This is a genomic window from Nocardia sp. NPDC005825, assembly GCF_040630175.1.
Taxonomy (GTDB): Bacteria; Actinomycetota; Actinomycetes; order Mycobacteriales; family Mycobacteriaceae; genus Nocardia.
The window spans coordinates 730,087-742,793 of the sequence record NZ_JBEXXC010000003.1 but is presented as its reverse complement, the minus strand read 5'-3'; the positions used below and the strand labels follow the sequence as shown (position 1 = coordinate 742,793).

General features: G+C 68.5%; 15 protein-coding genes. 6 read left to right on the top strand and 9 right to left on the bottom strand.

The genetic code is table 11. From position 1 onward, the window contains the following. Window positions 1-83 precede the first annotated feature (83 nt). The 6 genes from ABZ382_RS12230 to ABZ382_RS12205 all read right to left on the bottom strand — a co-directional run bounded on the left by ABZ382_RS12230 (window position 84) and on the right by ABZ382_RS12205 (window position 4,419). Entirely contained in the window at window positions 84-419 is a 336-nt protein-coding gene (locus ABZ382_RS12230) for a hemophore-related protein (RefSeq protein ID WP_357087298.1), read from the bottom strand. 91 nt (window positions 420-510) lie between these two features. Continuing rightward, window positions 511-1,860: a HAMP domain-containing sensor histidine kinase gene (locus tag ABZ382_RS12225; RefSeq protein ID WP_357087296.1), complete on the bottom strand. Its 1,350-nt coding sequence runs from the start codon at window positions 1,858-1,860 to the stop codon at window positions 511-513. 5 nt (window positions 1,861-1,865) lie between these two features. Then, the gene (locus tag ABZ382_RS12220) at window positions 1,866-2,537 is read right to left on the bottom strand and encodes a response regulator transcription factor (RefSeq protein ID WP_357087294.1); all 672 of its coding nucleotides are present in this window, start codon (window positions 2,535-2,537) and stop codon (window positions 1,866-1,868) included. A 60-nt stretch (window positions 2,538-2,597) separates the two neighbouring features. Then, the gene (locus tag ABZ382_RS12215; RefSeq protein ID WP_357087292.1) at window positions 2,598-3,020 is read right to left on the bottom strand and encodes a CBS domain-containing protein; all 423 of its coding nucleotides are present in this window, start codon (window positions 3,018-3,020) and stop codon (window positions 2,598-2,600) included. A gap of 50 nt (window positions 3,021-3,070) precedes the next feature. Further along, the gene (locus ABZ382_RS12210; protein WP_357087374.1) at window positions 3,071-3,781 is read right to left on the bottom strand and encodes an ABC transporter permease; all 711 of its coding nucleotides are present in this window, start codon (window positions 3,779-3,781) and stop codon (window positions 3,071-3,073) included. Beyond that, window positions 3,778-4,419 (bottom strand): ABC transporter permease, encoded by a 642-nt coding sequence (locus tag ABZ382_RS12205; RefSeq protein WP_357087290.1) that lies wholly within the window; start codon window positions 4,417-4,419, stop codon window positions 3,778-3,780. The genes ABZ382_RS12210 and ABZ382_RS12205 overlap by 4 nt, the downstream gene beginning before the upstream one ends. Window positions 4,420-4,691: 272 nt before the next feature. Between ABZ382_RS12205 and ABZ382_RS12200 the strand changes: the two genes are divergently transcribed. Further along, entirely contained in the window at window positions 4,692-5,087 is a 396-nt protein-coding gene (locus tag ABZ382_RS12200; RefSeq protein ID WP_357087289.1) for a nuclear transport factor 2 family protein, read from the top strand. Window positions 5,088-5,136: 49 nt separating this feature from the next. Here ABZ382_RS12200 and ABZ382_RS12195 read toward each other — a convergent pair whose 3' ends face one another. Continuing rightward, window positions 5,137-6,282 carry an ATP-binding cassette domain-containing protein gene (locus ABZ382_RS12195; protein WP_357087287.1) on the bottom strand — a complete coding sequence of 382 codons (1,146 nt, stop codon included), beginning with the start codon at window positions 6,280-6,282 and terminating at the stop codon, window positions 5,137-5,139. Window positions 6,283-6,298: 16 nt separating this feature from the next. Beyond that, window positions 6,299-7,195: an ABC transporter substrate-binding protein gene (locus tag ABZ382_RS12190; RefSeq protein WP_357087371.1), complete on the bottom strand. Its 897-nt coding sequence runs from the start codon at window positions 7,193-7,195 to the stop codon at window positions 6,299-6,301. Window positions 7,196-7,599: 404 nt separating this feature from the next. Between ABZ382_RS12190 and ABZ382_RS12185 the strand changes: the two genes are divergently transcribed. The 3 genes from ABZ382_RS12185 (at window position 7,600) to ABZ382_RS12175 (ending at window position 9,596) form a co-directional block, all read left to right on the top strand. After that, window positions 7,600-8,505 carry a glycine betaine ABC transporter substrate-binding protein gene (locus ABZ382_RS12185; RefSeq protein ID WP_357087285.1) on the top strand — a complete coding sequence of 302 codons (906 nt, stop codon included), beginning with the start codon at window positions 7,600-7,602 and terminating at the stop codon, window positions 8,503-8,505. Between the two features lie 102 nt (window positions 8,506-8,607). Further along, on the top strand, window positions 8,608-9,354 hold the full coding sequence (locus ABZ382_RS12180; protein WP_357087283.1) for a Crp/Fnr family transcriptional regulator: 747 nt from the start codon (window positions 8,608-8,610) through the stop codon (window positions 9,352-9,354). Window positions 9,355-9,449: 95 nt separating this feature from the next. After that, a complete protein-coding gene (locus ABZ382_RS12175) occupies window positions 9,450-9,596 on the top strand; it encodes a hypothetical protein (protein WP_357087281.1) in 147 nt (48 codons plus the stop codon). On the opposite strand, the gene ABZ382_RS12170 is transcribed toward ABZ382_RS12175, so the two are convergent. After that, complete coding sequence (locus tag ABZ382_RS12170) at window positions 9,562-10,188, bottom strand: TetR/AcrR family transcriptional regulator (RefSeq protein ID WP_357087278.1); 627 nt, start codon at window positions 10,186-10,188, stop codon at window positions 9,562-9,564. The two genes, ABZ382_RS12175 and ABZ382_RS12170, sit on opposite strands and share 35 nt — an antisense overlap. Window positions 10,189-10,319: 131 nt before the next feature. Here ABZ382_RS12170 and ABZ382_RS12165 point away from each other — a divergent pair, with 131 nt between their 5' ends. Further along, complete coding sequence (locus tag ABZ382_RS12165) at window positions 10,320-11,840, top strand: NAD(P)/FAD-dependent oxidoreductase (protein ID WP_357087276.1); 1,521 nt, start codon at window positions 10,320-10,322, stop codon at window positions 11,838-11,840. Between the two features lie 36 nt (window positions 11,841-11,876). After that, window positions 11,877-12,707, top strand: coding sequence for an SDR family oxidoreductase (locus ABZ382_RS12160; protein WP_357087274.1), 831 nt, complete (start codon window positions 11,877-11,879; stop codon window positions 12,705-12,707).

Genomic DNA, 12,707 nt, shown 5'->3' with positions numbered 1-12,707 from the left:
CTGCTGCAACAGTTCTCGCAGCAGGCGGGGACCGCGCTCACCGTGCTGACCGTGCTCGACCGGGCCCCACGCGCGATGACCGACTACTTGTGCTGCTTGCCGCAAGCCTTGTGGTAGTCGATGACAGCCTGGCGCGCCGCCTTCAGATCCTGCGCCTGCTGCGGATTGGCCTCGCGCCACGCCTTCAGTTCCGCCCGCCGCTGATCCTTGGGCAGCGCCTTGACCTTCGCGATCTCGGCGGCCACATCGGGATGCGCGGCCAGGTAGGCGGCGACCTTCGGTGCGGAGTCGGCGCGCGCGGCGGCCGCGGCGGCGGGTCCGCAGGTGGGGGTGTCGGCGGAGGCGGTGCCGGGGATCGCGAGGGCGATGGCGGCGGCTCCGGCGGCTCCGGCGAGGGCCACGGCGAGGGTGCGTTTCATGCTCACTCCAGGTTGTGTGGTGGGTTCGCCGTCGAATCTGCCCGCCGAACCTGAAGCCTCCCTGAAGCCGGCGGGCTTCTTCAGGTGATCTTCAGGCGGGGAGGGTGAGGCGGAAGACCGCGCCCCGCACGCCGAGCGGCTCGGGGTCGACGCAGGCCAGGTCGCCGCCGTGGGCGCGGGCGAGGCCGCGGGCGATGGCCAGGCCGAGACCGGACCCGTCGGGGCGGGTGTCGCGGGCGGAATCGAGGCGGACCAGGCGGTCGAAGATCCGTTCGCGGGCTTCGGCGGGGATGCCGGGACCGGTGTCGGAAATCGTCAGTTCGGCTGTGCTGGAGTCGGATCGGTCCAGGGCGGCACGCACGTCGATGGTGACCGAGCCGTGGTCCCGCATGGCCTGGCAGGCGTTGGTCAGCAGATTGGTGAGGATCTGTGTGATGCGCTCGGGATCGGCGGAAGCGGTGACCGGATCACCGGTGAGATGGAATTCGGTGTCCGGATGCAGCATTCGCATGCTGTCGAATTGGGCGTCGGCGAGCGCGCGCAGATCGACGGGTTCGCGCCGAAGCTGGAGCCCGGCGTCGATGCGCGCCAGGTCGAGCAGATCGTCGACCAGCCGTCCCGCGCGATGTGTCTCGCGGACCAGGAGGAGCAGCATCCGTTGTCGATCCTCGGGATCGGTGTCGGTGGGCTGTTGCAGGACCGCTTCGGCGAGTGAGCGCACGCCTGTGACGGGTGTGCGTAATTCGTGTGCGGCGTCCCCGACGAACGCGCGGATCCGCTGCTCGGAGGCGCGGGCCCGGGCCTCGGCGGCCGCCGTGTCCCGCAACGCCCCTTCCAGCGCGTCCAGCATTTCGTCGAATGCCGCGGCGGTGCGCCCCAATTCGGTGTCGGTGCGGGAGGGCTCGAGCCGTCGGCCGAGGTGACCGTGGGCGATGTCGCGGGCCAGTCTGGTCATGGCGTCGAGCGGTTCGAGGGCGCGGCGCACGCCGAACCAGAGCGCGAGTGAGATGACCGCGATGGCGAAGGTCGTGGCCATGACCAGCAGCAGCCCCAGCCGCGATTGCACGCGAGCCAGCAGGGGAGTGTCGATCTGCAGGGTGAGCCGGCCGCCGTCGATCGCCCCGGACCCGCTCAGCCGGATCAGGCGCGTCTTGGTGGTGCTGTCCTCGGCGATGCGGTGATCGAGGCTGCCGAAGGTGCGGCCGTCGGCGAGCACGAGCCGCACCCGCACCGATCGGGTGTCGACGCGGGAGACGAGATCTTCCGGTGTCACCCCGTTGTGCGCGAGTTCGCGGGCCAGTTGGGCTCGGTCGGTCAGCACGGTGTTCTCGCTGCGGTTGACGACCAGCCCGAACAACGCGTGCACGCTCACCCCGACCAGCACCAGGACGATCCCGGAAACCAGTGCGGCGGTGAGGGTTACCCGCCCGCGCAGCGACACGGTCCTCACTTCGGCGCCCGCAGGGTGTAGCCGAGTCCGCGCACCGTGTGCACGACCCGTTCCCCGTGTTCCTCGAGCTTGCGTCGCAGTGCGCTGACGTGCACTTCGACCAGGTTCGGGTCGTAGTCGTCGTAGCCCCACACGGCCGTGAGGATCTGGGTCTTGGTCACCACCCGGTCGCGTTGCGCCGCGAGGTACGCCAGCAGTTTGAATTCGGTGGCGGTGAGCGTGAGTTCCTGTCCGCCCCGGCGCGCGGTGCCGGTGTCCACGGTCACCTCGAGGTCGCCGATCACGGTGCGGCGCTGGAGTTTCCCCATTCGCCGCAGCAGCGCGTCCACGCGTGCGACGAGTTCGGTGAGGTCGAACGGTTTCACCAGGTAGTCGTCGGATCCGGCGCGCAGTCCGCGGACCCGGTCCTCGACGCCGTCGCGGGCGGTGAGCATGACCACGCCCGCGGCGGAGCGCGCCCGCACCGATTCCAGGAGCGCGAACCCGTCCCGCCCGGGCAGTCCGACGTCGAGGACCACCACGTCGGGCCGGTACCTGGTGAGGTCTTGTTCGAGGAGCGCGCCGTCGCCGCGGGCGAGCACGTCGTGCCCGGCGGCGGTGAGCCCGGCTCCCACCGCCGCGCGAATGGCTTCGGCGTCTTCGATGACAAGGATGCGTCCCGGTTGCACCCGGCAATTCTCCGGTCGGCGGCTGTGAATCCGCTGCGAACCGGGACGCTTCCGGTGAAATTAGTGCGGCACCGCGACGGCGCTGATGAACGCGGCGAGCTGCTTGTCGCTGACGTTCTTGGCGAGATCGGATTCGCAGATCATGCCGGCGAGCTTGTTGCCCTTGCGCATGTCGAGGACGGGCATGCGTTTGATCTGGTTCTGTTCCATGACGTCGAGGACGGTTCCGAGGTCGGTGTCGACGTCCACCGACCACACCCGGCCCTGGGCCAGGTCGCCGGCGCGGACCTTGCCCGGATCGTGTCCCATGGCGATGCAGTTGACCACGATGTCGCGGTCGGTGAGCATGCCGATCATCTGGTCGCCGTCACAGATCGGCAGGGCGCCGACGTCCATGTTGCGCATCATCTGGGCGGCGCGGTCGAGCGTCTCATCAGCGGGGATGCATTCCGCATTCCGGTGCATGATGTCGCGAGCCTTCACTGCGAACCTCCTGTCTCGGATGGGTGTGCCACGAGACATCGTGACCCCAGTCACACCGGAAGGTCAATGCGCCTGTTTCGGATCCTGCCGGTGACCTGGCCGAATCGTCCGGTCCCGGGCGCGCTCAGCCACACCACGAAGGCCAGCAGACCGTCCAGGGTGAGCGCCAGCGCGGCCACCAGGATCGCGCCGACCAACACCTTGTCGTACCGGTAGAGGCTGATGCCGTCGAAGATGTACCGGCCGAGCCCGCCCAGGTTCACGTAGGCGGCGATGGTCGCGGTCGCCACCACCTGCAGGGTGGCCGCGCGCAGGCCGCTGAGCAGCACCGGCAGCGCGTTGGGGAGTTCGACGCGGAGCAGCACCCGCGGCTCGCTCATGCCCATGGCGCGGGAGGCGTCGACCACGATGGGGTCCACGTTCGCGATGCCCGCGTACGCGCCCGCCAGCAGCGGCGGAATGCCGACGGTGAGCAGCGCCAGCAGCGGCGGGGTGAGCCCCAGCCCCATGAGCAGCACCACGAAGGTGAGCACACCGAGGGTGGGCAGGGCGCGCATGGAGTTCGCGAATCCGACGATGAGCGCCGACCCGCGCCGGGTGTGCCCGATCAGCAGTCCGATGGGCACCGCGATCACGGCCGAAAGTCCCACGGCCAGTAGGCTGTACCAGAGGTGTTCGAGCAGCCGCCGCCCGATCCCGGCGGGCCCGGACCAGTTCGCGCCGTCGGTGAGGAAGTGCCAGGCATCGACGAAAAGGTTCACCGCGCAACCCCTTTCAGCCACGGCGTCGCCACCTTGCCCAGCAGGTACAGCGCCCGGTCCACGATCAAGGCCAACACCAGGACGACGATGATGCCCGCCACGATCTCGTCCGGATAGTCGCGCTGATACCCCTGCGTGAACAGCTTGCCGAGCCCGCCCACCCCGATCAGCGCGCCGACGGTCACCATGGAGATATTGGTGACGGCCACGACCCGCAGGTTGGCGAGGAAGACGGGCAGCGCGAGCGGGAAGTCGACGGTGAGCACCCGCCGCCAGCGCGGGTACCCGATGGCGTCGGCCGCGTCGAGGGTGGCGTCGGGCACCGAGTCCAATGCCGCCGGCACCGCGGTCACCAGCAGCGCGACCGAGTAGATGGTCAGGGCGATAACGACATTCAGCGGATCGATGACCCCGATGCCGAGCAGCGGCGGCAGGATCACGAACAACGCCAGCGACGGAATCGTGTAGGCGATCCCGGCCGCGGTGGTGGTGATCCGCCGCAGCCAGCGCGCCCGATGCGCGAGCGCGCCCGCCGGGATCGCGATCACCAGTCCGAGCGCCAGCGGCAGCAGCGCCAGCCACAGGTGGGTGCGGGCGTATCCGGCGATCTCGCCGAAATTGTCCAGCAGATACCTCACCGGGGCTCCTTGGTTCGACCCGCGAAGCAGACCCTGCCACGTGGCCTGCCGGCTGCTCGGCTGTCGGTCATGACAGACGAATCTACGTCACGAGTTTCGGTCATCGGAGTATGGACACAACACCATGCGCGCCCGTGTTCGGGCTGGTGCCGGGCCACCAACCGGCCTGGTACGAGACTTCTTGGATTCGACCAGGATCGAGTGGTCGGTCGGTAGCCTGGACTGTACGACATACAGACACACTGTATGACTCTCGTGGAAGGATTCTGATGATGTCGGATGCCATCAGAGACCTGTTCGAGCGCTATCACGCCTGTTGGGCGGATCGTGATCCGGATCGGATCGCCGCGATGCACACTCCGGATTCGATCTTCCATCTGCATTCGGGTCGGGAGCCCGCGCGGGGGCGGGAGGCGATTCGCGCGGCGGCGGCGGAGAACTTCGCGCTGGTGCCGGATCTGACCTTCCATGTGGTGAATCTGCGTGTGGGGGAGGATTTCTGGGCGGTGCAGTGGAAGCTGTCCGGGACCTCGATCACGGGTAGTCCGGTCGATATCGATATCGCGGATATGGTGCTGGTTCGCGACGGCGCCGTGCTCGAGAAGCACACGTACATCGACGGAGTGGCGATGCAGGCGGCGCTGGCCGCGCCCGCCGACATCGCCTGAACCGCCGGCGGGAGTTCCCCGCGGCAGGGCCGGGTTGGGCCGAGGCGCCTCACGTGGTCTCCCCGAAGAAGACCCGATTGCGTTCGGCGTCCTCGGCGGTGCGCTGGCGGTGTAGCTGTTCGAGCACGTCGCGGGCGTAGATGGCGCCGCGCACGCCGCCGGAATCGTCCACGGCGACACCGATTTCCGCAGGGGAGGAGATGGTGGCGTCGAGAGCCTGGCGCAGGTCGCCGCCGGGCGGGAACAGGGAGCCGCCCGAGGCCATGCTGCCGGCGAGCGGGTGTCCGGCGCGGACGCCTTCCACGCCGGTGGTGTCGATCCAGCCCATCGGCTTCTTGGCCTCGTCGATGACGAGCCGCCATTCGCCCTCGTCCAACCGGATGCCGGGCACCTGTTCGGGGGAGACGGTGGGAAGGTCGTGCAGGGGTACGGCGTCGGCGGGCCGGAAGGACAGTTCGCGGTAGCCGCGGTCGCGGCCCACGAATCCGGCCACGAAATCGGTGGCGGGCCGGGCGAGTACGGTCTGCGGGACATCGTGTTGTTGCAGGCGCCCGCCGGGCCCGAAGACGGCGATGTGGTCGCCGAGTTTGATGGCCTCGTCGATGTCGTGGGTGACGAAGACGATGGTCTTGTGCAGTTCGGCCTGCAGTCGCAGCATCTCGTTCTGGAGTTCGGTGCGCACGACGGGGTCGACGGCGCTGAACGGTTCGTCCATGAGCAGAATGGGCGGGTCGGCGGCCAGCGCCCGGGCGACGCCGACGCGCTGCTGCTGGCCGCCGGAGAGTTGCGCCGGATAGCGATGCGCCAGACCACGATCCAGCCCGACGCGATCCATCACCTCGAGCGCCGCTTGCCGGGCCGCGCGCCGGGATTGCCCGCGCAGCACCGGCACGGTGGCCACATTGTCGACGACGGTGCGGTGCGGCAGCAGTCCGGCGCTCTGGATCACGTACCCGATGCCGAGCCGCAGCTTTACCGGGTCGACCCGGGAAATGTCCTGTCCGCCAACGGTGATGGCGCCGACACTGGGGCTGATCATCCGGTTGATCATGCGCATGGAGGTGGTCTTGCCGCAGCCGGACGGTCCCACGAACACGGTGAACGACCCGGACTCGATGCGCAGGCTCAGGTCGTGGACGGCGGTGGTGCCGTCCGGGTAGGTCTTGCTGACGCCGGTGAATTCGATGTCGGACACCGTGTTCCGCCTCCTTTTATGCGATCGGCTTGTCGAGCCCCTGCGCGGCGACCCACTGGCGGGCGGCGGCGGCCGGTTCGGTCTTGCTGCTGCCGGAGACGGCGGTATTGAGCGAGATGAGTTCGGCGGTGGTGAGTTTCGCGGAGGTCGCGTCGAGCACCTTGGTCAGTTTGTCGCTCTTCTTGGCGGTGTTGTAGAGCGGCGCCACGTTCTGGGGCGGGAAGTTGTGCTTGGGGTCGGTCAGCACCACCAGATTGTTGGCGGCGATGGCGGGGGAGGTGGTGAAGATGTCGGCGGCGGTGACCTGGCCGTCGGTCAGCGCCTTCACGGTGGCGGGGCCGCCGCCGTCGGCGATCGGCACGAAGTTGGCGGCGGCGATGTCGAGTCCGTAGTTCTTCTTCAGGCCGGGTAGCCCGCCCGGCCGTTCGGAGAATTCCGCGGGCGCGGCCAGTTTCACCTCGGCCGAGTGCGCGGCCAGGTCGGCGATGCTGGTCAGATTCCATTTCTCGGCGGTGGCCTTGGTGACGACGACGGCGTCGGAGTCCTCGCCGGGCGCGGGCGCGCCGATGGCGAGCTGATCGCCGAGCGCCTTGGCGAGTGCGGCGTTCACTTCGTCGGGTGTGGTGGCGGTGCTCGATTTGTCCAGATATTGCAGCAGATTGCCGGTGTAGTCCGGGATCAGGTCGATGGCGCACTGCTTCAAGGCGGGCACGTAGGCTTCACGGCTGCCGATATTGAGTTTGGTGTCGACACTGAACCCGTTGGCCCGCAACGCCTCCGCGTACACGTCGGCCACGGTCTCGGATTCGGGGAAGTTGGCGGACCCGACGGTCACCTTGTTCGCGTCGCCGCCGCAGCTGCCGCCCCCACCGAGCGGATTGGACTTGTTGTCGCCACAGGCGGACAGTGCCATGGCGGCGGCCAGCGCGACCGACGCGGCCAGGATTCGGAGTACGGTCCGGGAGATGCGCTTGCCATCGGCGCGCGTGGTGATGAGCGATTGCACTGTCGTCCTTCCGAGCGGGATGCCTGCGGCGGGCGGGGTGTCACCACCCCTGGAACAGACCTAACTGTCCATATTGCCCGTCTAATCCCATGAACGGTGCCTACCTACGGTCGGTTTCGCGCTTCCGGCGGAAACGGCACGCCCGATGTCCGGCCCGGTTTCACCGCCGCGAGGGTCGGCGCGGCAGACTGTTGCGCGTGTCCGGCACTGACTCCCACCCCTCGCAGGCGCTCGGCCGTCGCGCCGCCCGCCGTCGTCCGTCGCGTCGCGCGCGCACGTCCGGGACCGGATCCAACCGATTGGTTTGTGCCGTGCGAACACTGGGCCGGGGCGCGCTCGTCACCGCGATCGCGGTGGCCGCGGTGGCCTGCGGCAGCGCGGACACCGGTCCGGTTGTGACGGTGGGAGCAGGAGATTCGCCGCAGTCCCGGATGATCGCCGAACTCTACGCCGGCGCGCTGGCCCGCACCGGCCTGCACACCCGCGTCGAGGAACGGGTGGGTTCCCGCGGTGATCTGCTCGCCGCCCTCGACTCCGGCGACCTCGCCCTGTTCGGCGACATCACCGGCGACATCCTCACCGCCCTCGACTCGACCGCCACCGTCACCAAGCCGGACGCGGTGAATGCGGCCCTCGCCAAAGCCCTTCCACAGGGCGTCACCACCTCCGACCCCGCCGACGGCACCGACCTGCGCCCCAGCGTGGTCGCCTCCGCCGCGCACCCCACGGACCTCCCGTCCTCCCTGAAGGACCTCGGGCCCCGCTGCGACGACCTCATCGTCGGCATCGACACCGGCGTCCCGCTGGACGTCCAGCGCGCCCCCCTCGACCCCGACCGTGACGTTCTCACCCCCCTGCGCGCCACCTACCACTGCGCCATCACCCGCACGGTCACCTTCACCACCCCCGCCGACCTCCGAAAAGCGCTCTCCGAAGGCGAGATCGAGCTGGCCGTCCTCCCCGGCCCGGCCGCCTTCCTCCCCGGCGACGGCGCCGACCTCACCGCCCTGGCCGACCCCGACTACGCCTTCCGCGCCGCCATGGTCGCCCCCATCCTCCGCAAGTCAGCCCTCACCGACCCGCAGCTCCGCAAACTCAACTACGTGGCAGGCGAACTCACCACCACCGAACTCGCCGACATGATCCACCAGATCCGCGACCAGAACGCCATCCCCGCCGCCGTGGCCCGCACCTGGCTCGACGCCCACGCCCTCTGATCCGGGTCGACCGCCGCCGCGCTGTGCCACAAACCCTTTCGGTCGCCTACCGTGGAGGGTTCGGGGGCAGCTTCCAACGGCGGTACGGAACTGGATACGACGGTGAACTCACCTGACGACGATCATCTGGGCAATTGGCCCTGGCCCACAGGCACTTTCATGGAGCGGCTGTGCCCGCGATCGCGGCGGTCGCTGCTCCGGCTCGGCACGCGGACGTACGGCCCGCCGGGCACGGTGCTCATGCGGCAGGGCGATCCCGGCAGCATGGTGTACCTGTTGCGCTCGCGCGACCGCTCGGTATCGGCGTGCGTGAAGATCACCACGGCCGACGGCCGGCTGCTCGCGATCCGGGTCAGCGGGGACGTGATCGGCGAACTCGGTGCGCTGGTGCCGGATTCGCTGCGCTCCAACACCGCGACCGTGTGCACGCCCACCATCGTGCACCGCATCCCGGGCACGGCGTTCATGACCTTCCTGGAAACCCATCACGACGGTTCCCTGGTGCTGTGCCGTTCCCTGGCCGACCGGCTGGCCTGGTCGGATCAGCGCCGCCTGGATTTCGGCGACCATCAGGTGCGGGTGCGGCTGGCGCGCCTGCTCGTCGAGTTCGTCGAGTCGTACGGGCGGCGGGTGGAGGCGGGGTGGGAGCTCACCGTGCGGCTGTCCTACGAGGAGCTGGGCAATCTGGTCGGGGCGCGGGTGGACGCGGTGGGCAAGGCGATGAAGGAACTGGGCACGGACGGGTCGGTTTGCCTGATGAAGCGGCACGTCATCGTTCGTGATCTCGAAAACCTGCGGCGGGCAGCGGAGTTGACGGATGTTTTCGCGAAAGACGCTCGGGTGACCTGATTTTTCAGGCGTGTTCGCCACCGGCGCGTGCGACTCTCGGGACAGAAGTCTCCCCACCATCCGGTTCGGGGCACGACCCTCGGGAGGTGTGACCGATGTCGGCACCCGCATCACCGTCCGGATGTATCGCGGTCGACGAGCTGTATCGCCGTCTGCTGGTGGTCCACAGTCAGCTGGCGGCCGAGCTCATGATCGCCGCGGCGGCGTTCACTGCTGAAGGGCGGCGGCCAGATCTGCGTTGAGCGCGAGGGCGGGCAGGGAGGCTACGAGCATGTCCACGAGGGCTTCTCGGGGGATGGGTTCCTCGCGCAGCCAGGTGAGGGTGGTCTCCTCGACGAAGGCGATCCAGCCGCGGACCGCCAGGGCGAGGCGGGGGCGGTCGGGGTCCTCGACGGGGATGGGGGCCTCGGTGAGGATGCGGTTGACCAGCGCCATGCGGGTGGCGTTGACGAGGGCCACGAGTTCGGGGCTGGCGCTGGCGGGGCCGCGCAGCAGGGCGAGGTAGGACGTGCGGTTCTCGGTGACGTAGGCGATGTAGCGCTCGATGGCGTCGCGCAGCATGTCGAACAGCGGGAGGGCGGGGTCGGGGGTGGTGCGTTCGAGGAGTTCGGCGTTGGCGTGGTTGACGATCGCCAGGTGGAAGTCCTGCTTGGTGGGGAAGTAGTGGAAGAGCAGGCCGCGGGAGATGCCGGCCTGGGCCGCGATCTCGACGATCGAGATGTCCTCGAGGGCGCGTTCGCGCAGCATGCGGGCGCCGAGCGTGATCAGCTGCTCGCGGCGTTCGCCGGGGCTGAGGCGCACGCGTTTGACCCGGCTGTCCGGTCTGCTGCTCACGGCGCGCTCCTTGGTCACTTGTCCGACAGTACTGAATGAGGTTCGACGATTACTGAACCCGAGTCAATAGTATTGACTTGCGCTCAATAAGAGTATTGACTCCCACTCAATAAGACCATATTCTCGGGTACATGAGTCGCAAGGTTACAGACAAAGCTGTCGGCAACCGGCCTGCCCGGCACGCCCACGTGATCATCGTCGGCAGCGGGTTCTCGGGCCTGGGCCTGGCCATCCGGCTGAGCAAGCAGGGTCGCTCCGACTACCTCGTGCTCGAGCGCGGCAATGACGTCGGCGGCACCTGGCGCGACAACACCTACCCGGGCGCGGCCTGCGACGTCCCCTCGCAGCTGTACTCGTACTCCTTCGCGACCAACCCGGAATGGTCGCGCTCGTTCTCCAAGCAGCCGGAGATCCAGCGCTACATCCAGGGCGTCGCCGACAAGTACGACGTGCGCGACAAGCACATCTTCGACTGCGAGATGACCGGCGCCCAGTGGAACGCCGCCGAGGCGCGCTGGGAGCTCCAGACCAGCCAGGGCCCGTTCACCGCGGACATCCTGGTCTCCGCGGTCGGCGCGCTGTGCGAGCCGAACCTGCCGGACATCAAGGGCATCAACGACTTCCAGGGCGAGATCTTCCACTCCGCCCGCTGGAACCACGACTCCGACCTGACCGGCAAGCGCGTCGCCGTCATCGGCACCGGCGCCTCCGCCATCCAGATCGTCCCGAACATCGCCGCCAAGGTGGCGCACCTGGACGTCTACCAGCGCACCGCCCCCTGGCTGCTGCCCCGCGTCGACCGCGAGTACCTGGCCCCGGAGAAGTTCGCGCTCAGGAAGATTCCCGCGCTGCGCAACCTCTACCGCGCCGGCATCTACGCGGCCCGCGAGACCCAGGTGGTCGGCCTGGCCAAGTTCCCGCCCGCCATGCTCGGCCTGGAGGCCATCGCCCGCGCCAAGCTGTTCGCCGAGGTGCGCGATCCCGAGCTGCGCCGCAAGGTCACCCCGGACTTCCGCATCGGCTGCAAGCGCATGCTGATCTCCAACGAGTACTACCCGGCGCTGGGCCGCGACAATGTGGACCTGGTGACCGACGGCATCAAGGAGATCCGCCCGAACGCCATCGTCACCAAGGACGGCGTCGAGCGCGAGGTGGACGCGATCGTCGTGGCCACCGGCTTCCACGTGACCGACTCGCCGGTCTACGACACGGTTTCCGGTCGCGACGGCCGTACCCTGTCCGAGGTGTTCGACGCCATCGGCCAGCAGGGCTACAAGGGTTCGGCGATCAACAACTACCCCAACATGTTCTTCATGCTCGGCCCGAACGTCGGCCTGGGCCACACCTCGATGGTGTTCATGCTGGAGTCGCAGATCAACTACATCTCCGACGCCATCGCCCAGTTCGACAACCTGCGCCTGCGCACCGTCGAGGTCCGCAAGGACGTGCAGGACGAGTACAACGCGGGTCTGCAGCGCAAGCTGGAGGGCGCGGTGTGGAGCACCGGCGGCTGCGCCTCCTGGTACCTCGACAAGCACGGCAACAACACCACGCTGTGGCCGGACTTCACCTTCCGGTTCCGCAGCCTGCTCGAGCACTTCGACGTGGCGGCCTACGAGACCACCACTCAGCCTGTCGCACAGGCCGTTTAGTCACCCCCCACTCCTTACCAACCGAAAGCGGTAGCCGTGAGCAACGATGCTTACTTCAAGGACAAGGTCTGCGTGATCACCGGTGCCGGTTCCGGCATCGGCCGGGCGCTGGCGGAGAACCTGGCCCGGCGCGGGGCGCACCTGGCGCTGTCCGACATCGACGCCGAGGGCCTCGCCGAGACCGTGCGGCGCTGCGAGAAGTACGGCGTGAAGGTCAAGTCCGATCGGCTCAACGTGGCCGAGCGTGAGGCCGTGCTGCTCTACGCCGACGCGGTGAAGAAGCACTTCGGCAAGGTCAACCAGATCTACAACAACGCCGGCATCGCCCACCACGGCAATGTCACCGACACCGCGTTCAAGGACATCGAACGCATCATGGACGTCGACTTCTGGGGCGTCGTCAACGGCACCAAGGCGTTCCTGCCGTACCTCATCGAATCCGGTGACGGCCACGTGGTGAACGTGTCCAGCCTCTTCGGCCTGATCGCGGTCCCCGGCCAGAGCGCCTACAACTCGGCCAAGTTCGCGGTCCGCGGCTTCACCGAGGCGCTGCGCCAGGAAATGCTGATGAGCGGCACCCCGGTCCAGGTCACCTGCGTGCACCCCGGCGGCATCAAGACCGCCGTCGCCCGCAACGCCACCGTCTCCGAGGGCCTGGACCAGAAGAACCTGGCCAGCCTGTTCGACAGCAAGCTCGCGCTGCACACCCCGGAGATGGCCGCGCAGACCATCACCGAGGCGGTCCGCAAGGGCCACGGCCGCGTGCTGATCGGCTGGGAGGCCAAGGCCCTCGACCTGTTCGTGCGCACCACGGCTTCGTACTACCAGCGGATCTCCGCGGTGGTGCAGAAGCGGTTCCTGCCGTAA